At 66.6% G+C, this 24,976-nt stretch carries 23 protein-coding genes; 19 read left to right on the top strand and 4 right to left on the bottom strand.

The window, feature by feature from the left end:
- The 3 genes from ACQR1F_RS31400 to ACQR1F_RS31390 all read right to left on the bottom strand — a co-directional run.
- Nucleotides 1-4,376: amino acid adenylation domain-containing protein (locus tag ACQR1F_RS31400; protein WP_434914504.1), on the bottom strand; the 4,376-nt coding region annotated here is incomplete at its 3' end.
- Between the two features lie 6 nt (nucleotides 4,377-4,382).
- Nucleotides 4,383-4,610, bottom strand: coding sequence for an MbtH family protein (locus ACQR1F_RS31395; protein WP_315800408.1), 228 nt, complete (start codon nucleotides 4,608-4,610; stop codon nucleotides 4,383-4,385).
- 93 nt (nucleotides 4,611-4,703) lie between these two features.
- Entirely contained in the window at nucleotides 4,704-5,255 is a 552-nt protein-coding gene (locus tag ACQR1F_RS31390; protein ID WP_315800407.1) for a YcjF family protein, read from the bottom strand.
- Nucleotides 5,256-5,535: 280 nt separating this feature from the next.
- Here ACQR1F_RS31390 and ACQR1F_RS31385 point away from each other — a divergent pair, with 280 nt between their 5' ends.
- From ACQR1F_RS31385 to dhaK, 17 genes are all read left to right on the top strand, one after another.
- Nucleotides 5,536-6,312, top strand: coding sequence for a thioesterase II family protein (locus ACQR1F_RS31385; protein WP_315800406.1), 777 nt, complete (start codon nucleotides 5,536-5,538; stop codon nucleotides 6,310-6,312).
- A 236-nt stretch (nucleotides 6,313-6,548) separates the two neighbouring features.
- A complete protein-coding gene (locus ACQR1F_RS31380; protein WP_434914503.1) occupies nucleotides 6,549-8,174 on the top strand; it encodes a cyclic peptide export ABC transporter in 1,626 nt (541 codons plus the stop codon).
- Nucleotides 8,171-9,277, top strand: coding sequence for a prohibitin family protein (locus ACQR1F_RS31375; protein ID WP_315800404.1), 1,107 nt, complete (start codon nucleotides 8,171-8,173; stop codon nucleotides 9,275-9,277). The genes ACQR1F_RS31380 and ACQR1F_RS31375 overlap by 4 nt, the downstream gene beginning before the upstream one ends.
- Nucleotides 9,278-9,322: 45 nt before the next feature.
- Nucleotides 9,323-9,493 (top strand): hypothetical protein, encoded by a 171-nt coding sequence (locus tag ACQR1F_RS31370; protein WP_315800403.1) that lies wholly within the window; start codon nucleotides 9,323-9,325, stop codon nucleotides 9,491-9,493.
- Nucleotides 9,494-10,187: 694 nt separating this feature from the next.
- Nucleotides 10,188-10,841, top strand: coding sequence for a 4'-phosphopantetheinyl transferase family protein (locus tag ACQR1F_RS31365; RefSeq protein ID WP_434914501.1), 654 nt, complete (start codon nucleotides 10,188-10,190; stop codon nucleotides 10,839-10,841).
- A gap of 332 nt (nucleotides 10,842-11,173) precedes the next feature.
- Nucleotides 11,174-12,505: an ABC transporter substrate-binding protein gene (locus ACQR1F_RS31360; protein WP_434914499.1), complete on the top strand. Its 1,332-nt coding sequence runs from the start codon at nucleotides 11,174-11,176 to the stop codon at nucleotides 12,503-12,505.
- Nucleotides 12,506-12,629: 124 nt separating this feature from the next.
- Complete coding sequence (locus ACQR1F_RS31355) at nucleotides 12,630-13,592, top strand: carbohydrate ABC transporter permease (RefSeq protein ID WP_316236691.1); 963 nt, start codon at nucleotides 12,630-12,632, stop codon at nucleotides 13,590-13,592.
- On the top strand, nucleotides 13,589-14,542 hold the full coding sequence (locus ACQR1F_RS31350; RefSeq protein ID WP_434880819.1) for a carbohydrate ABC transporter permease: 954 nt from the start codon (nucleotides 13,589-13,591) through the stop codon (nucleotides 14,540-14,542). The genes ACQR1F_RS31355 and ACQR1F_RS31350 overlap by 4 nt, the downstream gene beginning before the upstream one ends.
- Nucleotides 14,539-14,757: a hypothetical protein gene (locus ACQR1F_RS31345; protein ID WP_316215583.1), complete on the top strand. Its 219-nt coding sequence runs from the start codon at nucleotides 14,539-14,541 to the stop codon at nucleotides 14,755-14,757. Before ACQR1F_RS31350 ends, ACQR1F_RS31345 begins: the two co-directional genes overlap by 4 nt.
- A gap of 4 nt (nucleotides 14,758-14,761) precedes the next feature.
- The gene (locus ACQR1F_RS31340; RefSeq protein WP_434914498.1) at nucleotides 14,762-15,874 is read left to right on the top strand and encodes an ABC transporter ATP-binding protein; all 1,113 of its coding nucleotides are present in this window, start codon (nucleotides 14,762-14,764) and stop codon (nucleotides 15,872-15,874) included.
- Nucleotides 15,867-16,877 (top strand): ABC transporter ATP-binding protein, encoded by a 1,011-nt coding sequence (locus tag ACQR1F_RS31335; protein WP_316215585.1) that lies wholly within the window; start codon nucleotides 15,867-15,869, stop codon nucleotides 16,875-16,877. Before ACQR1F_RS31340 ends, ACQR1F_RS31335 begins: the two co-directional genes overlap by 8 nt.
- 3 nt (nucleotides 16,878-16,880) lie before the next feature.
- A complete protein-coding gene (gene dhaL, locus ACQR1F_RS31330) occupies nucleotides 16,881-17,492 on the top strand; it encodes a dihydroxyacetone kinase subunit DhaL (protein WP_316183474.1) in 612 nt (203 codons plus the stop codon).
- The gene (dhaM, locus tag ACQR1F_RS31325; protein WP_316183475.1) at nucleotides 17,489-17,887 is read left to right on the top strand and encodes a dihydroxyacetone kinase phosphoryl donor subunit DhaM; all 399 of its coding nucleotides are present in this window, start codon (nucleotides 17,489-17,491) and stop codon (nucleotides 17,885-17,887) included. The genes dhaL and dhaM overlap by 4 nt, the downstream gene beginning before the upstream one ends.
- Nucleotides 17,888-17,899: 12 nt before the next feature.
- Complete coding sequence (locus tag ACQR1F_RS31320; RefSeq protein WP_315712559.1) at nucleotides 17,900-18,202, top strand: HPr family phosphocarrier protein; 303 nt, start codon at nucleotides 17,900-17,902, stop codon at nucleotides 18,200-18,202.
- 2 nt (nucleotides 18,203-18,204) lie between these two features.
- On the top strand, nucleotides 18,205-19,812 hold the full coding sequence (gene ptsP, locus ACQR1F_RS31315; protein WP_434914497.1) for a phosphoenolpyruvate--protein phosphotransferase: 1,608 nt from the start codon (nucleotides 18,205-18,207) through the stop codon (nucleotides 19,810-19,812).
- Nucleotides 19,809-20,261 carry a hypothetical protein gene (locus ACQR1F_RS31310; RefSeq protein WP_434914496.1) on the top strand — a complete coding sequence of 151 codons (453 nt, stop codon included), beginning with the start codon at nucleotides 19,809-19,811 and terminating at the stop codon, nucleotides 20,259-20,261. Before ptsP ends, ACQR1F_RS31310 begins: the two co-directional genes overlap by 4 nt.
- Nucleotides 20,258-21,247 (top strand): dihydroxyacetone kinase subunit DhaK, encoded by a 990-nt coding sequence (gene dhaK / locus ACQR1F_RS31305; RefSeq protein WP_434900270.1) that lies wholly within the window; start codon nucleotides 20,258-20,260, stop codon nucleotides 21,245-21,247. Before ACQR1F_RS31310 ends, dhaK begins: the two co-directional genes overlap by 4 nt.
- Nucleotides 21,248-21,259: 12 nt before the next feature.
- On the opposite strand, the gene ACQR1F_RS31300 is transcribed toward dhaK, so the two are convergent.
- The gene (locus ACQR1F_RS31300; RefSeq protein ID WP_316183478.1) at nucleotides 21,260-22,036 is read right to left on the bottom strand and encodes a GntR family transcriptional regulator; all 777 of its coding nucleotides are present in this window, start codon (nucleotides 22,034-22,036) and stop codon (nucleotides 21,260-21,262) included.
- A 66-nt stretch (nucleotides 22,037-22,102) separates the two neighbouring features.
- Here ACQR1F_RS31300 and ACQR1F_RS31295 point away from each other — a divergent pair, with 66 nt between their 5' ends.
- The gene (locus tag ACQR1F_RS31295) at nucleotides 22,103-23,422 is read left to right on the top strand and encodes a M20 family metallopeptidase (RefSeq protein WP_434914495.1); all 1,320 of its coding nucleotides are present in this window, start codon (nucleotides 22,103-22,105) and stop codon (nucleotides 23,420-23,422) included.
- On the top strand, nucleotides 23,422-24,972 hold the full coding sequence (locus ACQR1F_RS31290; RefSeq protein ID WP_434914494.1) for an ABC transporter substrate-binding protein: 1,551 nt from the start codon (nucleotides 23,422-23,424) through the stop codon (nucleotides 24,970-24,972). Before ACQR1F_RS31295 ends, ACQR1F_RS31290 begins: the two co-directional genes overlap by 1 nt.
- Nucleotides 24,973-24,976 lie beyond the last annotated feature (4 nt).

Here is a 24,976-nt window from a genome sequence, read left to right as displayed (position 1 = left end):
GCCTGGAACAGCGGGCTGATGCCGAGCTGGCGCGCTGGCTGCAGCTCCTCGACCAGCTGCTCGAACGGCAGGGTCTGATGCGCGAAGGCGGCGAGATCGGTCTCGCGCACGCGCGCGAGCAGCTCGGCCAATGTCGGATCATCACTGAGGCGCAGCCGCAGCACCAGCGTGTTGACGAAGAAGCCGATCAGGCCTTCGAACTCGCGGCGGGTGCGGTTGGCGATGGGGGTGCCGATGCTGATGTCGTCGCTGCCGCTCCAGCGCGCCAGCACGGTGGCGAAGGCGGCGTGCAGCACCATGAACAGGGTGACGCCATGGCGTCGCGCGAGCGCCTCCCAGGCTGCGACCTCGTCGGCCCCGTGGTGCAGATGCACGAAGCCCGCGGGATGGTGCGGCGTCGCCGGCCGCGGCAGGTCGAGCGGCAGCTCGAGCCGCGCCGGCGCATCGGCGAGCGCCGTGCGCCAGTAGGCGAGCTCGCGCGGAATCGGACCGTTGGGATCGGCGAGCAGCTGGCGATGCCACAGTGCGTAGTCGGCATAGTGCACCGACAGCTCGGGCAGGCTCGCAACCGTGCCGTTGCGGGCGGCCGCATACAGCCGCGCCAGCTCGCCGAAGAAGATGCCGGACGACCAGCCGTCGAAGGCGATGTGATGGATGACCACCGCGAGCACGTGGCGCTCGGGAGCGAGCCGCACCAGCACCGCATGCAGCGGCAGGTCGCGCGACAGGTCGAAGCGGTGCTGCACCAGGCCATCGAGTCTTGCGGCGAGCGCGGCGTCGCGGTCGGCGGGCGAGAGATCGGAGAGGTCGTCATGCAGCAGGCGGAAGGCGCCGGCCGGGCGGATGATCTGCACCGGACGATCGGCCTTGAGCTCGACCGTGCTGCGCAGGCTCTCATGGCGTGCGACCAGGGCCGTCAGCGCGCGATCGAGCGCTTGTGGATCGAGCGCGCCGTCGAGGTCGAGCGCGAAGGGAATGAGATAGGCGGCTGAGCCGCCTTCGAGCTGATCCAGGAACCAGAGCCGGGTCTGGGCGGCGGACAGCGGCAGGTCGGCCGGCCGCGGCACGGCGACGAAGGCGGTGGCCTGATCGCCGGCCTCGCCGTCGAGGCAGGAAGCGAGGCGGGCGATGGTCGGCTGCTCGAACAGCCGGCGCAGCGGCAGCTCGCGGCCGAACTGGCTGCGCAGGCGGGAGACGAGGCGGGTGGCAAGCAGCGAATGGCCGCCGAGGGCGAAGAAATTGTCGTCGATGCCGATCTCGTCGTGGCCGAGCAGCTCGGCCCAGATCGCGGCAAGCGCCTGCTCGGTGGCGGAGCGTGGCGCGCGATGGGGTGTCTCGGACGCAGCAGCGAGATCGGGCTCGGGCAGCGCCTTGCGGTCGAGCTTGCCGTTGGGGGTGAGCGGCAGCGCATCGAGCGTGACGAACAGCGAAGGCACCATGTAATCCGGCAGCAGGCTGCCGAGATGGCTGCGCAGCTCTGCGACGGACGGCGCAACGCCGTCGCGGCCGACCACATAGGCGACGAGGTGCCGCCCTTGCGGATGCTCCTGCGGCACCACGGCGGTAGCAGCGACGCCGTCGTGACGGCGCAGCGCGCTCTCGACCTCGCCGGGCTCGATGCGGAAGCCGCGGATCTTGACCTGATGGTCGGCGCGTCCCAGGAACTCGAGCGTGCCGTCGGCGCGCCAGCGGGCGCGATCGCCGGTGCGGTACAGCCGGGTGCCCGGCGGTCCGAATGGATCGGCGATGAAGCGCTCCGCCGTCAATCCGGGACGATTGATGTAGCCCCGTGCCAAGCCCGCGCCCGCGACATAGACTTCGCCCACGACGCCCGGCGGCAGCGGATTGAGGGCGTCATCGAGAATGACGACGGAGCGATTGGCAAGAGTGCGCCCGAGCGGAAGGGGTGACGTGATCGCGGCCACGTCAGACAGAGCATGCCGCGTGACGAAGGTCGTGGTCTCCGTCGGACCATACGCGTTGGAGACCACCGTGCGGCTGTATTCGAGCACGCGGCGCACGACATCCGGCGACACGGTCTCGCCACCCGTCAGCACCTCGTGCACCCCGTCGAAGCAGTCGGGATGCTCCTCCGCGATCGCTGCGAACAGTTGATAGGTCAGGAACAGGCGCGTGACGCCATGCTGACGGATGGCCGTGGCCAGCCGGCGCGCGTCGAATGCGCCGGTTGGTCCGATCGCGATCGTGTGGCCGTGGAGCAGCGGCACGAACAGCTCGAAGGTGCTGGCATCGAAGGCGGGATTGGAATGCAGCAGGATCGTCTGCGGTCCGTCGTCGTGCCAGACCGGGTCGTCCGCGAGCGAGAGGATGTTGCGATGGCTGATGCCGACGCCTTTGGGATGGCCGGTCGAGCCCGACGTGAACATGACATAGGCAAGATCATCGGCCGCGCCGGCGACGCCGGGATCCCGATCATCGAAGGCGTCGGGACGAGGTGAAAGAATGCCGAGGCCGCCATGGCCGGCAAGCTCGGCCACGAGCGCGGGCGCGGCCAGGGCAAAGCGGGCGCCGGTCTCGCGCAGGATGAAATCGCGCCGATCCCTCGGCTGGCCCGGCTCCAGCGGAACATAGGTCGCGCCGGCCTTCAGCACCGCCAGCACGGCAATGACGAATTCGGATGAGCAGGCGAACAGCAGCGCGATCGGGTCCTGCGGCCGGACCCCGGCCGCGATCAGGTCGTGCGCGAGCGCGTTGGCGCGGCGGTCGAGATCGCGATAGGTGAGCGTATGGTCGTCGGTGCGAATGGCAATCGCGTCGGGGATGCGGCGGACCTCGGCCGCGAACCGCGTGGCAAGCGTTTCGCGCGGCGCGACCGCCGTGAGACAGGGGGGCGCGCCGGGACCATCGGCCCGCGCCAGATCGGGGGCGGCCAGCGCCAGCCGTGCCGCCGGGATTGCGGGGTCATCGGCGAGCCCGCGCAGCAGCATCTCGAACGCGCCGGCCCAATGCGCAACCGTCGTCCGGGCAAACAGATCCGGATTGAACTTGAAATTGCCGAACAGCGCCTCGTTCGCCTCATACAGCTCGAGCACGAAATCGAACTGCCCGAGCTGCTGCGGAAACTGGTAGACGCGCGCTGCCAGCCCGCCCCACGTGCTCCAGCCGTCATCCGCCACCGGCGCGATGAGCCCTTGGACGGCATGCTGTCCGCGCAGCTGCAGGAAGTTGAAGCAAGCCTCGTAGACAGGGGTCCGCGCCGGATCGCGCTGCGTCTGCAGCCGCTGAGCGAGCACCGCGAATGGGTAGTCCTGATGCTCCGCCGCTTCGGCGGCCGCCCGTCTCGTGGCGTCGAGAAAGGCGGCGAGGCTCTGGCCGTCCACCAGGCGGGTGCGATGCACGACCGTGTTGACGAAATAGCCCACCGTCGGATCGAAGGCCGGCTGGGTGCGCCCGGCCACCACCGCGCCCAGCAGGATGTCGTCCTGCCCGCTCAACCGGTGCAGCAGCAGGCTGTAGGCGGCGAGCAGCACGACGGACAGCGTGGTCTCGTGGCGTCGCGCCAGCGCCTTGAGCCGTACAAGCAGCTCCGGCGCGATGGCGAGGTCGATCTGCTCGCCGCGCTGGCGGCGCTGCGCCGGCCGCGGATGATCGAGCGGCAGGTCGAGCACGGGAAGCTCGCCGGACAGCAGCCACTGCCAGTACGACCACAGCTGCTCGCCGCGCGCCCCGCTGAGCATCGTGCGCTGCCAGCGCACGAAATCCGCATAGCTGCGCTCCACGCGAGGGAGCTGAGGGACCTCGCCGCGGGCCCGTGCCTGATAGCTGCGTCCGATTTCGTCGAGCAGGATGACGATCGACTGGCCATCGATGACGATGTGATGAGCCAGCGGCAGCAGGACGTGATCCTCGCGTCCGCGGCTGATGAGCACCGCCCGGAACAGCGGGCCGCGCTCGAAGTCGAACGGTTCTTCGTAGGCGTCCTGCACCGCCCGATCGAGCTCAGCCGGGTCTGCGACCTGCACGTGGCGCAGCTCGGCCGCGCGCGGCGAGACGGTCTGGATCGGCGTCCCGCCACGCCAGGCGAAGGTGGCGCGCAGGGCAGGGTGGCGCTCGATCACATCCTGCATGGCCTGCCGCAGCGCTGCGACATCGACCGCACCGCGAAGCCGGATGGGAAATGCGACGTGATAGGCGGTGCTGGTGGCATCCAGCTGATGCAGGAACCACAGCGCCTGCTGCCCATACGACAGGGGATGATGAGCCGCCTCGGTCCCGCGTCGGCGCAACAGCTCGGCCGCGAGTTGCCGCTTGCGCTGGAGTTCGTCGCCGTTGCCGGCGGCCGGAGTCTCGATCGGGCTGTCCTCAGCCGGCAGGCGCTCCGATTCTGCGCGGGATGGATCCCATCGATCGTTCACGATGCGTCACGCTGCAGACGGGTCGGCGGCATCTCGCTGGCGGCGGAGACTGAGCGGCCGCATGTCGGTCCAGGCACCCTCGATGAACGCGAGGCATTCCGCTTTGCCGCCCGTCGGTCCGGTCTGCCGCCATCCAGTCGGGATGTCCTTGAATTGCGGCCAGAGCGAATACTGCTCCTCGTCGTTGACCAGCACGACGAAGACGGTGTTCTCGTCGTCGAATACATTCACCATGTCGACACCAAGGGCATAGAACGGCGTTCCCTGAACCGCGCGGTACGGGTGATGCAGATCAGCGGCCGCAGCAGGCGGCCGTGTGCAAGCGGCTTAAGCGGTCGCCGTCTCGGCGGTCGTACCCTTGCGGGTCAATCCGCGCTTGACCTGCTCCTTCATCGTCTCGAGATCGACCGACAACAGATCTCCGCCCTTTTCGAAATGATTGACGAAGACCCGGCCGATGGCCCAGGTGAGCGCCGAGGCGAATGCCGGCACGACGGCGATGCCGAGCAGTGGACCGATGAACGGAACGTAGCGGGCCGCGCGGATCGCGACGCCGGACAGCGGGCTGACCGGCACGATGCCGCCAATCAAGGCGGCCACGTACGACTTCACGGCGTTCTCGTTGAACGGAATTTCATAGACCTCGGCGAGCTCGCTGATCATCTTGATCTGAATACCTGTCAGCGCGAAAACGTCGAGCAAAGGCAAAGGGATGAGTCCGGTGATGGCACCAAACCCGGCGTTGCGCTTGACGATCGCCAGCGCCTGTTTGTGATGCTCGGGGGACACGGGGGCGGGGGAAACAGCTTGGTCGCTAGCAGCCAAATTTGTCATGATGATTGATTCCCAATTATTAGTTGAAAGGTACCATCCTTCCACCTCCCTTGGAAGGGCCGTCCGCTCGCTTCTCGCGGACTGTCACCAGATAATGCCCAGGTGATTGATACGGATGTCGAGAGACCGATCAAAAGAAGCTTAGACTTATCAGGACGTAGCAACGCCGCAGGGGGCTGAGAGGTGCGGGCAATGCACAATGAGGTGCGGATTCATGGGAATCCCCTCGATTGTCCTGTGAGCATCGTCGGCGCGGCCGCATCTGGAGGTGCGGCAGCATCGGCCTGTCATGATAATATGCGACAAATTTGAAGTGGGTTGATCGATGCCTGATCGCTGGCAGCATTCGTTTGCTGATGAGTGGCTTCTTTGTTTCAAGCCGAGACCTGCGGCCCGCCGCCGGCTGGTCTGCTTCGGGCCGGCAGGAGGCGGCGCGTCATTCTATCGGCGTTGGCCCGATCTGGCGCCGCCCGATGTCGAGGTGCTGGCGGTCCAGCTTCCAGGTCGGGAGACGCGCCTTGGCGAGGAGCCGCGTCGCGACATCGTGGAGTCCGCCGAGGAAGTCGTCCGCGCGCTGCTCGCCAGGCCGGATCTGCCGACCGTGCTGTTCGGCCACAGCATGGGCGCGCTGCTGGCGCTCGAAGCGGCTCGGGGACTTCGCCGTGCGGAATATGCGCCCGAGCTCCGTCTGGCGGTCTCCGGCCGGGAATCCCCCGATCTTGCAATGCAAGATACCGGTTTCATGACGCTGGCCGATGATGAGTTTCTGATCGCCGTCGATCGCCGCTACGGCGGCATTCCGCCGGCCGTGATGGAGGTCGCGGAATTGCGCGAGCTGATCGCGCCGGCGCTGCGCGCCGATTTCGCGGCCGTGCTCGGCTATCGCATTCCATCGCCCGATCCGCTCGACATCGATCTCACCGTCATGCGCGGACGCGATGACCCGCAGACGGCGGATGAGCGGATCGCAGGATGGGATCGTGTCTCACTCCGGCCCGTTCGCCGCTGCGATTTTCCGGGCGGGCACTTCTATTTGTCCGATCGTCCTGAGGCGGTGCTGTCGGAGCTGCTGGCCGACCGCTTCGTCGCCGCGCCGTCCTGAGGCGCGGTTCGATCAGGTTGCATGTTGTCCGATTGGTTTATTTGTCAGCCTTGCCGTGCCCTCTTTGCCCTGGACGCTGGTTGTGATCAAACACGTTGCAGCAGGATTCGATGTTGCCCGATGTGCCGGACGAGCTTCGTCGTGATCGCCGGCGCTGTTTTGTGGCGGAGTGCTGCGCCCGCCGTCGGCATCGGGGCCTTGAGGGATTTCAGCGTGGACAGAAGGCGGTTTGAACCTTGGACCTGATACGCTTCGTCCTCGCATCCGCGGGTCCCATCCGCTTTCGCCTGATCGCAGGCATGGTGCTGACCAGCTTCGCCATGGGCGCGCTGATGGTCGTCACCAACACGGCCACCGCGCCGGAGTCGAGCGACGGGCCGGCGCTGGAGATGGTGCTGCTGTTCCTGGTCCTGGCGGCGCTCGTGATCGGCTCGCACCGCTACTCCATGCGCATGGTCACGGCCCTCAGCGAGGCCATCCTGCGCCAGATCCGTGACAACTACGTGCTGCTGGTCCGGCGGATCGAGCTCGAGGCGCTGGAGCACACCGGCGTCGACCGGATCTATGACGTGGTCGCGCGCGAGACCATCCTGATCTCCGACGCCGCGCCGCAGATCGTCACCGGGATCATCTCGGCGATGACGTTCCTGCTGCTCGGCGCCTACATCGCCTATCTGTCGCTGTTCGCGATCATGCTGCTGGTCTTCGCCTTCGTCGTGACCGTGTATTTCTACCGCTACAGCCAGCGTGGCTCGCGGGCGGCCCTGGTCGCCGCGAGCGCGCAGGAGACGCGGTTCCTCGACCTGATGGGCCATCTGCTGCACGGCTTCAAAGAGGTGCGTCAGAACGCCGCGCGCGGTTACGACCTGGAGCAGGATCATCTGCTGCCGGCCTCGGAGCAGATCGACGTCAAGAACACGATCGCGATGGACCACATCGCCTCCGGCATGAGCATCTCCTATATCGGCTTCTACAGCCTGCTCGCCGCCGTGGTCTTCATCCTGCCGGACTACATCAAGGAGCACCGCACGGTTCTCCAGGTTCTCTACACTGTGCTGTTCATGCTGTCGTCGCTCGACAACGTGCTGCGCTCGGCCGCGGTGCTGGCACGCGCCAACCTGTCGATGGAGCATCTGCTCGACATGGAGAAGCGGCTGCTGGCCGCCGCGCGCGAGCCCGAGCCGTCACCCGATGCCGCGCATCAGGTGTTCGAGCGGGTCGAGCTGCGCGCGATCACCTATTCGCACACCGGCCGCGACGGCAAGCCCAGCTTCACGCTCGGGCCGTGCGACCTCGTCGTTCGACCCGGGCAGATCACCTACCTGATCGGCGGCAATGGCAGCGGCAAGTCGACCCTGATGCGCCTGCTCACCGGCCTCTATGACCCGGCGGGCGGTGTCATCCTGTGGGACGGCGAGCCGGTGGACCATGCCCTGCGCGGCAAATATCGCCAGTTGTTCTCCTGCGTCTTCGCCGACTTCCATTTGTTCGATCGCTTCTACGGCGCGCGCACGATTGATCCGGCCAAGGTGAATGCCATGGTGGCCGACTTCGGACTGGCCGAGAAGACGGCGTTTCGCGACGGCGGCTTCACCCAGCTCGATCTGTCGACCGGACAGCGCAAGCGGCTGGCGCTGATCGTCGCCTTGCTCGAGGACCGGCCGATCTACCTGTTGGACGAGGTCGGCGCCGATCAGGATCCGTCGTTCCGGCACCGCTTCTATACCGAAATCCTTCCCGACTTGCGGGCTCGCGGCAAGGCCGTTATCGTCATCAGCCACGATGATCGCTATTTCTCGATGGGCGATCGCGTTCTCACGATGCGGGACGGCCGGCTCGAGCAAGCCGAGGCTTTGACATGAGCGTGGCCTATCCCGATCGCAGCCTTCGCAACTCGCCGTCTCCGCTCAGGCCGACGCGCGGCAGACTGCGCGATCGCATCGAAGCCTATGTCGTCGGCACCATCGCCTTCGCCGGCCTGCTGGTCCTGTTGCTGTGGCGGACCGTGATCGTCGTGGTTCCCGCAGGCCATGTCGGTGTGCTCTACAGCCTGCTCGGCGGCGGCACCGTCATCAACGACGTCTATCGCGAGGGGCTGGCGCTCAAGCTGCCCTGGAACAGGATGTATCTGTTCGAGACGCGCGTCCAGTCGCTGGCGCTCGACGTCGAGGCGCTCAGCCTCGAAGGCCTGCGCGTCGACGTCAAGGCCAACCTCATCTTCCACGTCGATGCCAACTCCGCGCCCCGGCTCCTGAAGGAGGTCGGCACCGACTACGTCAATCGCCTGGTCATGCCGGTGGCACTCGGCGTCATCAGGCGCGTGATCGGCAAGTTCGACAGCCATCGCCTCTACACGCTCGACAGCGAGCTCCTGACCGGCCAGATGCTGGATGCCCTGCGCGGCGAGCCCAAGAGCACGATCCTGCTCTATGACGACATGGTCGTGACCCGGGTGATGCTTCCCGACGGGATGCGAAAGGCGATCGAGGACAAGCTGACGCAGGAGCAGTACGCCGCATCCTATGAGTTCATCCTTGCACGGGCCCGCTCGGAGGCCGAGCGCCAGCGCATCGAGGCCATCGGCCTGGAGAACTACTATGCGACGGTGTCGCGGTCGCTGTCGAAGGACGTGCTGACCTGGACCGGCATCCAGGCAACGCTGGACCTCGCCCGCTCCAACAACAGCAAGGTCGTCGTGGTCGGCGGCGGCGCCAATCAGATGCCGCTCATCCTGGGCTCGGATATCTCGTCAGGCAGCGCCACAGCGCCGAACCCCTCGATCATGGACTTCGACAGCACCAAGCTCAGCTTCCCCAAGATCCAACAGCCGCCGCGGGACGTCCTGGAGAATCCGAGCGGCGTCGATCTGCCAGGACAGGCCCGCATGACTCCCCTCGGGTCGCCGCCGGCGCCGGTACGGCAGGGATCCCCCATTCCCGCGGCTCCGGTGCAGAATGCCCGCTAGCTCCGCGCCGCCCCCCGTTTTCGCCAGCATGAGGAGCATCGCCTGATGTCTGCCTTCGTCATCATCATCTATGTGCTGCTGTGCCTGTTGAGTGGCTATTTCGGCCGCGACTCCCGCATGGGCTTCTGGGGCTGCGTGTTTCTGTCGGCCATTCTCAGCCCCGTGCTGATGCTGCCGGCGCTGTTCCTGCTGGGCGGCGGCCGGCGGCCGGCCTGATCCGAGTCGGGCCCGCGCGGCGCGCCGCTGCCTCGGCGATCAAGGTCCTGCACCCGACGGGCAGTTGCCGCATGCGTGTCATGTCCAAACTGCCCGTCGTGCCAGTTTGTCGCGCACTTATCACTTGCACCGTCGGGCAAATCACCTCCACATTTCCGCGCATCCCGGCTCGCTGAAGAGGGACGTTTCGCGATCGTCACGAACGTCGAGCCGGGGATGCGATGGGCGTGTCGGTCCGCAGCGTGATCTCGATTGCGCGGACGAACGGAACGATGCGACGGCGAAATCGTGTGGTCCTGGCGCCCCGAAGCTGGCGCCAAGTCGGCGGTCATGATGATCCGTCGGCGACGGGGGCAATCAAGCCGGTCCCCGGGGAGATCACGTATAAGCCGTCAAACCATCGCGCAGGGAAGGCCGGGATGTCCCAGCCGAACCTGTGGTTCCTGCCCCGTGCATTCTTTCCGCACGGGGGCCATGGGGGCGGCAGGCTCCCGGCCTTCCTTGCGCCTCTTCTCGCTGGAGAGGAGGACGAACGGAAGCAAAGCTCGGGCGAAACACGCCGCGAGATCGCGATGTCATGTGGAATCGTTCGAGATCGGTTTCGGAGCAGCCGCGTCGTGTAGAGTGGCGGCCAGCCGATCCGTGTTGGTCAGGGCCGGTCCGCAAGAGAGGCAGCGCGCGTGCAGAGTTGGCGATGAAGGCGATTGCAGAGCTGTTTGACGGTCCGGTCGTGGTTGCGGCATCGAGCCTCTCGCTGGCGGAGGATGAGCTGTTTCCCGAAGAGCGCGCGCATATCCAGGCCGCGGTCGCCAAGCGGCGCGCCGAGTTCGCGACCGCGCGGATCCTGGCGCGCAGGGCGCTGGCGTCGCTCGGAGCTTCGCCGGTCGCGCTCGTTCCGACGCCGGATCGCGCGCCCGTGTGGCCGCCGGGCTATGCGGGAAGCATCTCGCATTGCGCCGCCTACTGCGCTGTTGCCGTGGCCCGAAGCAGGGATGTCCCGTCGCTTGGACTGGATGTCGAGGACCTGCGCGAACTCGATCCGTCGATGCGCGATCTCGTGCTCACGCCGGCCGAGCGGCGATGGCTTCGCGCCCAGCCCGATGCGCTGCAGCCGATGCTGCCGATCGTGATCTTCAGCGCCAAGGAAGCCTACTACAAATGCCAGTACCCGATCACGCGCGGCTTCCTGGATTTCCAGGAGGTCGAGCTCGCGATCGCATGGCCGGCGGGCACGTTCGAGGCGCGTGTCATGAAAGAGGACTGGCCGGCCGCCGTTGCTCGTCTCGCCGGACGCTTCTTTATCGCTGACGGCCGGGTGAGCTGCGGCGTGACGCTCGCGCAGGCCTGATGGCGAGAACGCAGCCTGGGGTTGGGGTGGGCCGTTGTCGTTGCCGCCGCGCCGGAAAGCTGTGGGGGCGCGATCTCAGGAAATCTTCATCGGATGAGCTGCTTACCGCAGTCGCTAAACATGATGCGCTGCGAATTGCGAGGAAATGCGCTTGACATGTTTAGTCATCCGCAATCTACTAAACAAAATACTTAACTCGGACAGTCGATCCGGGACCATGAGGAAACGCTTGCGGCTCGCGTTGTCGTTGTGACGGCGCCTCTCGCCGCGGGCCACACACCGCCGTCATCAGCGCAAAGGCAGGGGCGGCGCCAACAGGGAGGGAGTGCCAGATGAAGTTGCTGCAGACATTTGCACTGACGGCGACGGTCGCCGCCGCGACAGTGCTCGGCGCGTCCGCGCCGGCACGCGCCGAGGGAAAGACGATCACCTTGTGCTGGGCCGCCTGGGATCCGGCCAACGCGCTGGTCGAGCTGTCCAAGGACTTCACCGCCAAGACCGGCGTCAACATGAAGTTCGAGTTCGTGCCGTGGCCGAACTTCGCCGACCGCATGCTCAACGAGCTCAATTCCAAGGGCAAGCTGTGCGATCTGATGATCGGCGACTCCCAGTGGATCGGCGGCGCCGCCGAGAACGGCCAATACGTCAAGCTCAACGAGTTCTTCGACAAGGAAGGCATCAAGATCTCCGACTTCATGCCCGCCACCGTCGCCGGCTACGCCGAGTGGCCGAAGGGCTCGCCGAACTACTGGGCGCTGCCGGCGATGGGCGACGCCAACGGCTGGACCTACCGCAAGGACTGGTTCGCGCGGCCGGAGATCCGCGAGGAGTTCAAGAAGAAGTTCGGCCGCGAGCTCGGGGTGCCGAAAACGCAGGAAGAGCTGAAGGACATCGCCGAGTTCTTCCAGAAGCGGGTGATCGACGGCAAGACCGTTTACGGCGCGGCGATCTTCACCGAGCGCGGCTCGGAAGGCATCACCATGGGCGTCACCAACGCGCTCTATCCGTTCGGCTTCAAGTATCAGAACCCGAAGAAGCCCTATGACATGCAGGGCTTCGTCAACTCCGACGACGCGGTGAAGGGCCTCGAATTCTACAAGGCGCTGTACAAGTGCTGCACGCCGCCCGGCTATTCCAACGGCTACATGCAGGAGGGCCTGGATGCCTTCAAGTCCGGCCAGGTCGCGCTGCAGATGAACTGGTTCGCCTTCTTCCCGGGCCTCTACAAGGATCCCAATGTCGGCGGCGACAAGATCGGCTTCTTCGTCAATCCGGCGCAGAAGGAGAAGGGCTCGCAGCTCGGCGGGCAGGGCATCTCGGTGGTGGCCTATTCGCCAAACCGCGCCGAGGCGCTCGAATACATCAAGTGGTTCGCCTCGCTCGACACTCAGAAGAAGTGGTGGGCGCTCGGCGGCTACAGCTGCCACAAGGGCGTGCTCAACGATCCCAACTTCAAGAACACCGCGCCGTTCGCCGCCGACTTCCTGGTGGCGATGGACCAGGTGGTCGATTTCTGGGCCGAGCCGTCCTACGCCCAGCTCCTGCTCGCGATGCAGAAGCGCGTCCATGACTATGTCGTCGCCGACCAGGGCACCGCCAAGGGCGCGCTCGACGGGCTGATCGCCGACTGGACCAAGGTGTTCAAGGAGGACGGCAAGCTCTGATGGAAGCAGCGTCTCGCGTGCAAGCGGGATGCGCCACGACGATCCCTCCGGCGAGCCTCGGCTTGCCGGGCGGACCAGCCAGTTTCACCACCAGCCAGAAGCAGCCAGTGAAGCAGCCCCTCGCATGACCGACCAGACCGGACTGAGCAGCCTCGTCGACCGCGCCGCCCTGGTGACGCCGCCCGTCGTGGCGGGGCGCGTGCGTGGCCTCTCCGAGCGGGCCATCGCCTGGCTGTTCATCACGCCGACCATGCTGCTGCTGCTCGCGATCAACATCTTCCCGCTGATCTGGACCGTCCGGCTGTCGTTCACCAACTATCGCGCCAACCGGCCCAATGCCACGGTGCTCGATGTCGGGCTCGCCAACTACCAGTCGATCCTGACCGATCCGGACGTCTGGGCGGCGATGACGGTGACCGCGCGCTTCGTGTTCTGGACCATCCTGATCCAGACCGTGCTCGGTTTCACGCTGGCTTGGCTGATCGACAAGAAGTTCCGTGGCCACGGCCTGTGGACCACCTTGATTCTGCTGCCGATGATGCTGTCGCCGGCCGTGGTCGGCAATTTCTGGACGTTCCTGTACCAGCCGCAGATCGGGCTCTTCAACTACGTCATCGCTGCCGCGACCGGCGCGCCGGCATCGTCTTTCCAGATGCTGGCGCAAGTGCCGCTCGCGCCGTGGGCCATCGTCATCGTCGACACCTGGATGTGGACGCCCTACGTGATGCTGATCTGCCTTGCCGGTCTGCGCTCGATTCCCGACTACATCTACGAAGCAGCCGAGGTCGACCGCGCCTCGCCGTGGCGGCAGTTCTGGTCGATCACCCTGCCGATGGCGCTGCCCTTCATCATGCTGGCGGTGCTGTTCCGCGGCATCGAGAACTTCAAGATGTTCGACATGGTCAACCTCCTGACCGGCGGCGGACCCGGCTCGACCACCGAGGTCGCCTCGATCACGCTCAAGCGGGAGGCGTTCGAGAAGTGGCGCACCGGCTATTCCTCGGCCTTCGCGATCATCCTGTTCGTCACCGTGTTCGGCCTCGCCAACATCTACGTCAAGGCGCTCAACCGGGTGAAAAGCCGATGACCGGTCTCGCAACCGCCCATTCCGTTGTCGATCCCTCGCCGCTGACCAAGCGGATCGCGGCGACCGTGGTGATCGCCTATGCGCTGATCACCCTGGTGCCGCTGCTGTGGATCTTCATGACCGGATTCAAATCGCCGTCGGATGCGATCGCCTATCCGCCGAAGCTCGTCGCCGAGCCGAGCCTGGAGGGCTATTGCAACCTGTTCACGACCCGGACGCGGCAGACCCCGGAATACATGGCCAAGCTGCCGCCGGCCGCCAATCTGTGCGACCGCATCTCGCGCGGCCGCAACATGGTGGTCGCGGGTCCATCGAACTACATCCCGCGCTACGTGAACTCGCTGGTGATCGCATTCGGCTCGACCGCGCTGTCGGTCGTGCTCGGCACGCTCGCGGCCTATGCGTTCTCGCGCTTCAAGGTGCCGCTGAAGGATGATCTCCTGTTCTTCATCCTGTCGACAAGGATGATGCCGCCGATCGCGGTCGCGATCCCGATCTACCTGATGTATCGCGAGCTCGGCCTGTCCGACACGCGGCTCGGCATGATCCTGCTCTATACGTCCGTCAACATCTCGCTCGCGGTCTGGCTGCTCAAGGGATTCATGGACGAGATCCCGCGCGAATACGAGGAGGCGGCGATGGTCGACGGCTACACCCGCCTGCAGGCCTTCTTCAAGGTCGTGCTGCCGCAGGCCACCACCGGCATCGTCGCCACCGCGATCTTCTGCCTGATCTTCGCCTGGAACGAATATGCCTTCGCGGTGCTTCTGACCTCGGGCACGGCGCAGACCGCGCCGCCCTTCATTCCGATCATCATCGGCGAGGGCGGCCAGGACTGGCCGGCGGTCGCTGCCGGCACCACGCTGTTCCTGATCCCGATCGTCGTGTTCACGGTGCTGCTGAGGAAGCACCTGTTGCGCGGCATCACCTTCGGAGCGGTGCGCAAATGAGCCGGTCGATACGAAATAGGCCTGCCGATGTCGCGGCTACGCGCTGGCCACGGGCGCTTCGGCGCGGCCCGATGGAGACGTTGGCGACGATCCTGATTGCCGCCGGCGTGCTGATGCTGCTGCAGCCGTTCGCGTTGGTGCTCTACACCTATTCCTTCATCACCACGCTCGCCGGTGTCGTGATGTTCACCATCGTCTCCAAGTTTCCGGACTGACGCCATGGCCGAGATCCGGATCGAGAATCTGTTCAAGGAGTTCGGCGGCTTCGCCGCCGTGCGTGGCACCAGCTTCACGATCGCCGATGGTGAGTTCTTCTGCCTGCTCGGTCCGTCTGGCTGCGGCAAGACCACCACCTTGCGCATGATCGCAGGCCTGGAGCTGCCGACCTCGGGCACGATCAGGCTTGGCGGCGAGGACGTCACCTTCCGCCGTGCGCGTGAACGCGACATCGCCATGGTGTTCCAGCTGTTCGCGCTCTACCCGCATATGAACGTGCGCAGCAACATCGCCTTTCCCTTGGTCTCGATGGGCGTGCCCAAGGCGGAGATCCGGCGGCGGGTCGAGGAAGCCGCGCGCATCCTGCGCATCGACCATCTGATCGACCGTCCGGTCAGCGGGTTGTCGAGCGGCGATCGCCAGCGCGTCGCGCTCGGCCGCGCCATCGTCCGCGAGCCCAAGGCGTTCCTGATGGACGAGCCGCTCGGCGCGCTCGATGCGGAGTTCCGGCACATCATGTGCGGCGAGCTGCGCGCCTTGCACGACCGGCTCAAGGCCACCACCGTGTTCGTCACGCACGACCAGCTCGAGGCGATGTCGATGGCCGACAAGATCGCCGTGATGAATCGCGGCGTCGTGGAGCAGCTCGGAACGCCGCAGGAGATCTATGACCGTCCCGCCACCATGTTCGTTGCGGACTTCATCGGCTCGCCGGCGATGAACTTCATCCGCTTCGCAAGCCGACTTGGCGCCGGCACGAACTGCGTGCGCATCGACGGTGCCGAGATCGGCGTGCCCGAGCTGCGCGAGGATGCCGGGAGCGACGAGCTGGTTCTCGGCGTGCGGCCGGAGCAGGTGACGCTCAGCGCCGAAGGCGGGCTGCGCGGCGAGGTGTTTGGCACCGAATATCTCGGCACCACCCAGATCATCACCGTCACGACGGCGCACGGCACCGTCAAGGCACGCGCGCCCGCGGCGCTCCGCGTGGCGCGTGCGGAGCCGGTCGGGCTCAGCTTCCGCGCCGACCGGCTGTCGCTGTTCGACGCCGCCACGGGCCGTGCGGTCCGCACGGCGCTGTATGAACAGCCGGTGAGAGGAGGACGACATCATGGCTGAGACGCGGCTCAACGTCGTCAGCAAGTCGTTCGGCCCAAAGCCGGCGGTGCGGGATTTGTCGCTGACCATCCGTGATGGCGAGCTCGTGGTGCTGCTCGGGCCGACCGGTGCCGGCAAGACCACGACGCTGCGCCTGGTAGCGGGCCTCGAGCAGCCGGATCGCGGCAGCATCACCATCGGTGGCGTCGACCAGACCAAGGCGACGCCGGCCGCGCGCGACGTCACCTTCGTGTTCCAGCAATATTCGCTCTATCCGCATCTGTCGGTGTACGACAATCTGGCTTTTCCACTGCGCTCGCCGGTGCGCAAGATTGCGGAGGCCGAGATCAAGCGCATCGTCCGTGACGTCGCGGGGATGCTGCGGATCGAGGACAAGCTCGGCAATCGCGCCACTCAGCTCTCGGGCGGCCAGATGCAGCGCGTGGCGATCGGCCGTGCCCTGGTGCGCCGGCCTGCGATTGCATTGCTCGACGAGCCGCTGTCCTCGCTCGACGCCAAGCTGCGTTCGGAGCTGCGTATCGAGCTCAAGCGCATCCAGCAGGATCTCGGCGCCACCATGCTCTACGTCACCCACGACCAGATCGAGGCGATGACGCTCGCCAACCGCATCGGCGTGATCGACCAGGGCCGTCTGGTGCAGGTCGGCAGCCCGCGGGAGGTCTATGAGGATCCGGACAATACCTATGTGGCGACCCGGCTCGGCAGCCCCGGCATCAATCTTCTGCCGCGTCGGCTGTTCCCGGATCTCGCAATGCCGGGCGACGTCGCGACGATCGGCGCGCGCACCGAGCACATGACGGTCCGGCGCGCCGAGACCCGTGCAGACGCGCGGGTGAAATGGATCGAGCATCTCGGCGATCAGAATCATCTGCATATCACGCTGCAGGACCAGACCATCGTCAGCCTGGTGGAGCCCGATACGGAATTGAAAGTCGGCGACTCCGTCGCTATCGAGTTCACCCGGCCGCTGCTGTTCGACCGGGCGGGCCAGCGGGTGAGATAGACAATGGACCAGGCGTTCAAGCGTAAGCTGATCGTGGCGATGGCGGATGCCATGATCGCCCATGCCGAGGAGCTGACCGCGCTGGATTCGGCGATCGGCGACGGCGATCACGGCCTCAATATGAAGCGTGGCTTCGAGGCCGTGCTCGCCGATGCGGACAACATTTCCGCCAAGCCCCTTCCGGAGGCCCTGAAGGCGGTCGGCATGGCGCTGGTGATGAAGGTCGGCGGCGCGTCCGGTCCGCTCTACGGCACGCTGGCGATGGGACTTGGCAAGGCGCTGCCATCAGAGCCCTCTGCCGCCGACGCGGCGGCGGCGCTCGGTCGCGCCATCGCGGACGTCAAGGCACGGGGCAAGTCGGAAGCAGGTCAGAAGACCATGCTCGACGTCTTGATCCCCGTGCAGGCGGCTTTTGCGGCCGGTGGCGACGATCTCGGTTCCCGGCTGCCCGCGATCGCCGCTGAAGCTGCCGATGCGACGGTGCCGATGCTGGCGATCCGCGGCCGCGCCTCGTTTCTCGGCGAGCGTTCGATCGGGCACATGGATCCCGGCGCGCGCTCGTCCAGCCTGCTGGTGCAGGCGATCTGCAGCGTCTTCAATGAGGCCCGAGCATGAATGAGCAGAAGAATGTCGGCATCGTCATCGTGTCGCATTCCGCCAAGGTGGCGGAGGGCGCGGCCGACATGGTCCGGCAGATGGTCGGCGACAGCGTGCCGCTCGCAGCGGTCGGCGGCAATGCCGATGGCGGGCTCGGCACCGATGTCGGCGCCATCATGGGCGCGATCGACAGGGCGTGGTCGGAGTCGGGCGTTGCGATCCTGGTCGATCTTGGCGGCGCCGAGACCAACAGCGAGATGGCGGTGGAGATGATGCCGGAGGAGCGGCGCGAGCGCATCGTGATCTGCAATGCGCCGCTGGTCGAAGGCGCCGTGATGGCGGCGACGGAGGCCTCCGGCGGCTCGCCGCTCGATGCGGTGCGCGCGACCGCCGAAGAGCTGATGGGCGGATGAGCAGGAACGACGATGGCTGACGGTGGAGAGATCGGCATGCAGGAAGCGAAGGCGCATGCGCTGCTGACCAACGAGGTCGGGCTGCATGCGCGGCCCTCGGTCAAACTGACCCAGCTCGCGAAGCGCTTTGCGTCGAGCATCGAGGTCGCGATCGCCGCCGACGGGCCCTGGACCGATGCCAAGAGCCCGGTGAAGATCATGCGCGTCAAGGCGGCCAAGGGTGAGACGCTGTTCCTTCGCGCCAACGGAACCGATGCCGAGGCGGCCATCGCGGCGCTCGTTGATCTGGTCGACCGCAAGTTCGACGAGGAGTGATGATGGAGCGGCGCGTTTTCGGGCGTGGGGCATCGGACGGGTTGGCCATTGGGCCGGCCGCGATCCTGCGTGCGCTGGAGGGTGCAAGCCGGAGGAAAGGGGCGATCGCCGAGGAGCATGCAGCGCTCGCCACAGCGGTCGCGCATGCACGCGAGGCCGTGGCCGAGCTGATCGGCAGGCTCGAGGGAGACGCGGCCGAGCTAATCGGCTTTCAGCTCGCGCTGCTCGAAGACGATGCGCTGACGGAGGCGGCTTACGTTCAGATCGAGGGCGGTGTCGCTGCGGATGAGGCCTGGCGCGCGGCGATGGCGGAGGAGATCGCGGGCTACGAGTCCGCTGACGACGAGTATTTTCGTGCTCGCGCCGGCGACCTCGGCGACATCCGGGACCGCGTGCTGCGGCACTTGCTTGGCCTGCCGCAGAACGGCGAAGTACCGAAAGGGGCGATCGTCGTCGCGCATGATCTGGCGCCATCGACGTTCCTCGCCATCGATTGGACCAGCGGCGGCGGCATCGCGCTCGGCGAGGGCAGCCCGACCAGTCACGTCGCGATGCTGGCGCGCGGCCGCGGCGTGCCGATGGTGGTCGGGCTCGGCCGCGATTGGGAGACGCTGGCAGGGGATCTGCTGGTCGATGGCGGTCGCGGTGTCGTCATCGTCGATCCCAGCGCGCACATTGTCGCCGCCGCGCGGGCGGAGGACGAGACGGTCTCGCGCCGCAGGGCGGAGGCAAGGGCGCGGCAGCACGAACCGGCGCTGACGCGCGACGGCACCGTCGTCTCGGTGCTCCTCAACATCTCCGGCCCTGCAGACATGACGCTGCTTCCGGCCGCAGCCTGCGACGGCGTCGGTCTGGCACGCACCGAGTTTCTCACCGGCAATCTGCTTCACGACGAAGAGGCGCAGTATCACGCCTATGCCGAGCTCGTGCGCTGGGCCGAAGGCCGGCCGGTTACGATCCGCACGCTCGACGCCGGCGGCGACAAGCCGATTCCGGGCTACACAATCGATGGCGAGAGCAACCCGTTTCTTGGCCTGCGTGGCCTCCGCCTGTCCTTGCGTCATCCCGAGATCTTCCGCGTCCAATTGCGCGCGCTGGCCCGCGCCGCTGCGCTCGGACCGCTCAAGGTGATGTTGCCGATGGTGACCAATGCAGCGGAACTGGACGTGGCCCGTGACCATCTCCGCGCCGTGCTCGCCGAATTGGCCGGCGCCAACGTCGCGTTCGCCGCGCCGGCCTTCGGAATGATGGTCGAGGTGCCGGCCGCTGCGCTGGCAGCGCATGACTTCGTTGCGGACTTCTTCTCGATCGGCACCAACGACCTGACGCAATACGCGACCGCTGCCTCGCGCGACGGCGCCGAGGTCGCCGACTATGCCGACGTCCTGCATCCGGGGGTGCTGGCGATGATTGCCCATGTGGTGCGCGCCGGTCGGGCGCGGGGCGTGGACGTCTCGATCTGCGGCGACGCCGCCGGTGATGTCAGAGCGATTTCGGCGCTGCTTGGGGTCGGCGTGCGCGCGCTGTCGGTCGCGCCGGGCCTGCTGCCGCTGGTGAAGGCGGCGATCCGCGAGCTTGACCTCGCCAAGGTGGCGGAAGAGGGCGCATGAGTGACCAGGATGCATCGGGGGCCGCAAGCCCGCTTGCCGAGTACAAGGCGATCCTGCGCGCGGTCATCGACAGCCGTCCCTCCGGCACGCGGCAGCGGCTGGCGGAGGCAATCGGCAAGAACCGCAGCTTCATCTCGCAGATCGTCAATCCGGCCTATGCGACGCCGATCCCGCTGCAGCATCTCGAGACCATCTTCCACATCTGTCACTTCTCGCCGCATGAGCAGCAGGCGTTTCTGACCGCCTACCGCGCCGCGCATCCGGGCCGGCTGGACGAGGCCGAGGCGCAGCGGCCGATGCGGCGTCTGGTGGTCGAGCTGCCGGACTTTGGCGACCCCGCGCTCAACGCCCATGCCGACCGCATCATCACCGGCGTCGCGCGCGGCATCACCGCGCTGATCTCAGCCAACGAAAACCAGGACGAATCCGAGCCGGGAGGGAAGCCATGAAGAAGCTGATCAACGCCGTCGACGACGTGCTGACCGAGAGCCTGCAGGGATTTGCCGCGGTGCATGGCGACATCGTCACGCTTGGTGAGGAAAACAAGTTCGTACGCCGCAAGAGCCTCAAGCCGGGCAAGGTTGCATTGATCTCCGGCGGCGGCTCCGGCCACGAGCCGCTGCATGCCGGCTTCGTCGGGCCGGGCATGCTCGATGCCGCCTGTCCAGGCCAGGTCTTCACCTCGCCGACACCGGACCAGATGCTCGCGGCCGCGCAGGCCGTGGACACCGGCGCGGGCGCGCTGTTCATCGTCAAGAACTACGAAGGCGACGTGATGAATTTCGCGATGGCCGCGGAGATGATGGAGGGCAAGGTCGCGACCGTGATCACCGACGACGACGTCGCGGTCGAGACCTCGACCTATTCGACCGGCCGCCGCGGCGTTGCCGGTACGCTGGTCGTGGAGAAGATGCTCGGCGCCGCGGCCGAGCAGGGCCGCCATCTCGACGCGCTGAAGGCGCTCGGTGACGACGTCAACAGGCGCACCCGATCGATGGGCGTGGCGCTGACGTCCTGCACGGTGCCGGCCGCCGGCAGGCCGACCTTCACGCTCGGCGAGGACGAGATGGAGATGGGCGTCGGCATCCATGGCGAGCCCGGCCGCCGCCGGGTCAAGCTGGCCTCCGCGGACGCCATCGCCGAGGAGATGATGGGCGCGATCCTAACCGATCTCGCAGCGAAGCCGGGAACGCCGTGCCTGCTGCTGGTCAACGGCTTCGGGGCCACGCCGGCGATGGAGTTGTACGTGATGGCCCATGCGGCGCGGCGCATCCTGGAAGGGCGCGGGCTCGCCATCGCGCGCGGGCTGGTCGGTTCCTACGTCACGTCGCTCGACATGGCCGGCTGCTCGCTCACCGTGACCGCGCTCGATGATGCGTCGCTGGCGCTGTGGGACGCGCCGGTGCACACCGCGGCGCTGCGCTGGGGCTGCTGACGCGATGCGTGCTCAGCGGATCTCGTTCGAGTAGTAGTGCTGCGCCGTCGTGGCGCGGTGCTGGCTGAGGATCGCCAGCGCGCCGGTCTGGTCGTAGGCTTCCTCGTCGATCACGAGCACGGCGCTCGGAGAGGGCAGGCCGAGCAGCTTGCGGTCCTCCTTGGTGGCGACCTCGGCTGTCACCTTCTCGCGCACCGCGGCGATCCGGATGCCATAGGCCTCGAGCAGATGGCGGTAGATCAGGGCAGGGACCTTCTTCGGCTCGCGCGCAAATCCCGGCACGCGGCTCCCGACCATCGAGATCCGCGAATGCAGCACCGGCGCGCCGGCGACGCGGCGGATGCGATGAAGATGCAGCAGCGGCTCGCCATCGGCCACCGCGAACAGCGCCGCATCGTCCCGTTCGGCGGCGCGTGTCGTCACCGACAGCACCTCGGCCTCCGAGTGCAGCAGGCTGCCGTCCGCGCCGAGCAGGCGGAAGTACTGGAAGAAGAAACTGAGCCCATGCTGCGACGCGCGGCCCGTCACCACCGTGCCGGTCTTGCGCCGGCGCATCAGCATGCCGCCCGCGGTGAGATCGGCCAGCGCGCGGCGGATGGTGCCGACGGCGACGCCATATTGATTGGCGAGCGCGACCTCGCCGGGCAGCACCGTGCCGGGCGGCATGTCGCCGATCAGGATCGCCTCGGCGATCTGGCGCTTGACATGCTCGTAGAGCGGCACCGGAAGGGCGCCCGGACCCGCGCCGACCCCGTCTGCCGCTTTGCTGGCCACAGCTGCCTTTTTCATGGAATTGACAAATGCCGCGTCGTGAATTCTATTTCTATATAGAATATAGGATTGAGCAGACCGCAAATGATTTCTGAGGGCATTCCAGCGGACCGGGGCGCGCGCAGTCTGGCCGGCGCTTTTGCCGCGATCGACGCCATGGCCGAGACGGCGGTCGAGGACCTGCGGAAGATGGTGGCGGTCGACACCAGCTTTCCGCCGGGGGCCGGCTACGATGCCTTTGCCGACGTGATGGAACAGCTTGCTTCGCCGCTGGCGCTGGATTGCGAGCGCGTGATCGTTCCGGAGGAGCTGTGGCGCGCACCGGCGGCGCATGGATCGCGCACCAATCTGGTCGCACGGCGTCGCTCCGGCAAACCGGTGCTCGGGCTCTATTTCCACGTCGATACGGTGCCGCCTGCGCCAGGCTGGGCCACCGATCCGCTGCAACTGGGCCGTGACGGTGATCGTCTGATCGGACTCGGCGCAGCCGACATGAAGGGATCGATCGCGGCGGCGCTGCTCGCGCTCCGCGGCGCGCAGCAGACCGGACTGCCGCTGGCCTATGATCCGATGTTGTTGCTGTGCACCGACGAGGAGGCAGGGCTTTATCCCGGCGTGCGTTACCTTGCCGAGCAGGGCCGTCTCGAAGGTCACATCCTCAACTTCAACGGCAGCGCCGTGCCGCGGATCTGGGCCGGCTGCTTCGGCCTGTTCACGCTCACGGTGCGGGTTCACGGCAAGCCGGCGCATGCCGGCGAGCAGCGCCGCGCCGGCGCCAACGCGATCGAGGCGGCGCTGCCGATCCTCAATGCGCTCGCGGCCCTCAAACCGGTCATCGCGCAGCGGACGTCGGCATTGCCGCCACCGCCGCAGGCAGCCGGACCTCTCGCGGGGAGCCTGGACATCTCAGCCATTCATGGTGGCCAGTGCGGCGGACAGATCCCTTCGCTGGTCGAGATTCTCGTATGCCGCCGCTATGCGCCCGAGGAGGACTTCGCCACCGCACGCCGCGAGATCGAGGCGGCGATCCGGCGGGCCGCCGATGTCCTCGACGTCGAGATCATCCTCACCGGCCATCTGATGCCGACATCCGATCCCGGCGGGCCGCATTGGCCGCGCTGGCAGCAGGCGCTGTCGGCCGGCTTCGGCTACGCGGCGGAAGACTTCGCGCGCTGGGGGGCGTCCGGTTGCTCCGATTTCGGCTGGGTGCAGCAGGCCACGGGCGTGCAGGAGGTGCTGCTCACGGGCCTGGGAAAGCCCGATAGCCGCATTCATGCGCCGGGCGAATCCACGACGCTCGCCGACATCGTCGCATTGGCAAAGTCGGTGCTCGCCTATCTTGCAGCCGAGTTCCGTCCCGAGCTCTCTCCCGAAGCCATCACGCCTGAAAAGGACTTCGCCTGATGCCGTCCGTGACCCGTCGCCATTTTCTTGCCGGCTCCGCGCTCGTGCTTGGTGCTCTGCCGCAAGTCTCTCTCTCCGCCGAGGCGCCGAAGCGCGGCGGCGTGTTGCGGATCTCGGTCGATCAGGGCGCGGCGGTCATTCATCCGCTGCTCGCGCGTGTCAATCCGGAATACCTCATCACCGAGCTGCTCTATTCCAACCTGACCCGGTTGAAGCCGGACATGTCGGTCGAGCCGGACCTCGCCTTGTCCTGGCAGGCCGGCGCGGGGCTCACCGAGTGGACGTTCAAGCTGCGGCCCAATCTCAGCTTCCACGACGGCTCGCCGCTGACGGCGGAGGATGTCGTTTCGACCTTCAAGGCAATCCTCGATCCGAAGACCGCGTCACCGGCGCGCACCAATGTCGGCCCGATCAAGGACGTCGTCGCCGTCGATCCGTCGACCGTTCGGTTCACGTTGTCGGTTGCCTTCGCCGATTTTCCGGTCGCGCTCGCCTACAACAATGCGCGCATCGTGCCTGCGAAGGTCGTTGCCGCTGATCTTGCCAGCCTTGCCACCAAGCCGAATGGGTCGGGGCCGTTCAAGCTCGTGTCCTACGAGCCGGACCGCAAGATCGTCGTCGAGCGCAACCCGGCCTATTACGATCCCGCGCGACCTTTACTCGATCGCGTCGAGATCCTCGTCTATCCCGACCGTACGGCTGAGGCGTCGGCTCTGATTTCGGGCGACATCGATCTCATGTTGTCGACCACGCCCGGCGAATATGACCGGCTCGGCAAGGCCAGTGGTGTCAAGGCGGTGCGGATTCCCTCGGGGCAGTTTCTGAACGTCAACATGGGCTGCGACCAGAAGCCCTTCAACGACGTTCGCGTGCGCCAGGCGCTGGCGCTGACTATCGATCGCGAGGCCATGGCCGGCTTCGTGGCCGGCGGCTATGGCACGCCCGGCAACGATACGCCGCTGAGCCCCGCCTACCGCTTCTATCAGGACAGCAAACTGAAGAAGCCCGATATCGCCAAGGCCAAGCAACTGCTCGCCGATGCCGGCTATCCCTCCGGGATCGACCTGACGATGGTGGCGTCCGACAAGCCGGACACGCGCACGCAGCTCGGTGTTGCGATCCGTGAGATGGCGGCGCCCGCGGGCTTCCGTATCAACGTTCAGACGATGCCGCACGCAACTTATCTCGACCAGGTCTGGAAGAAGGGCAATTTCTACGTCGGCTTCTACAACATGCAGTCGACCGCCGACGCGATCTTCAAGCTGCTCTACACTTCGGATGCGGCCTGGAATGAGACGCGCTGGAACAATGCGCGCTTCGACGAGATCGTCAACGCGGCGCGCAGCGAGACCGACGATGCCAATCGCGCCGCGCTCTATGCGCGGGCCCAGACGATGATGAGCGAGGAGGTGCCGTCGGTGATTCCGGTCTTCTTCGACATCCTGGCGGCGCAGCGCGCCTATGTGGAAGGATACCAGCTGCATCCGCGCGGGTCGGTGTTCCGGCTCGATCTCGTCTCGCTCGGCGCAGGCGCGCCCAAGCGCAGCTGAGGCG

The organism is Bradyrhizobium sp. HKCCYLS3013 (genome assembly GCF_051167615.1).
Taxonomy (GTDB): domain Bacteria; phylum Pseudomonadota; class Alphaproteobacteria; order Rhizobiales; family Xanthobacteraceae; genus Bradyrhizobium.
The sequence above is the reverse complement of the archived record's forward strand: the minus strand, read 5'-3'. Positions and strand labels throughout refer to the sequence as shown.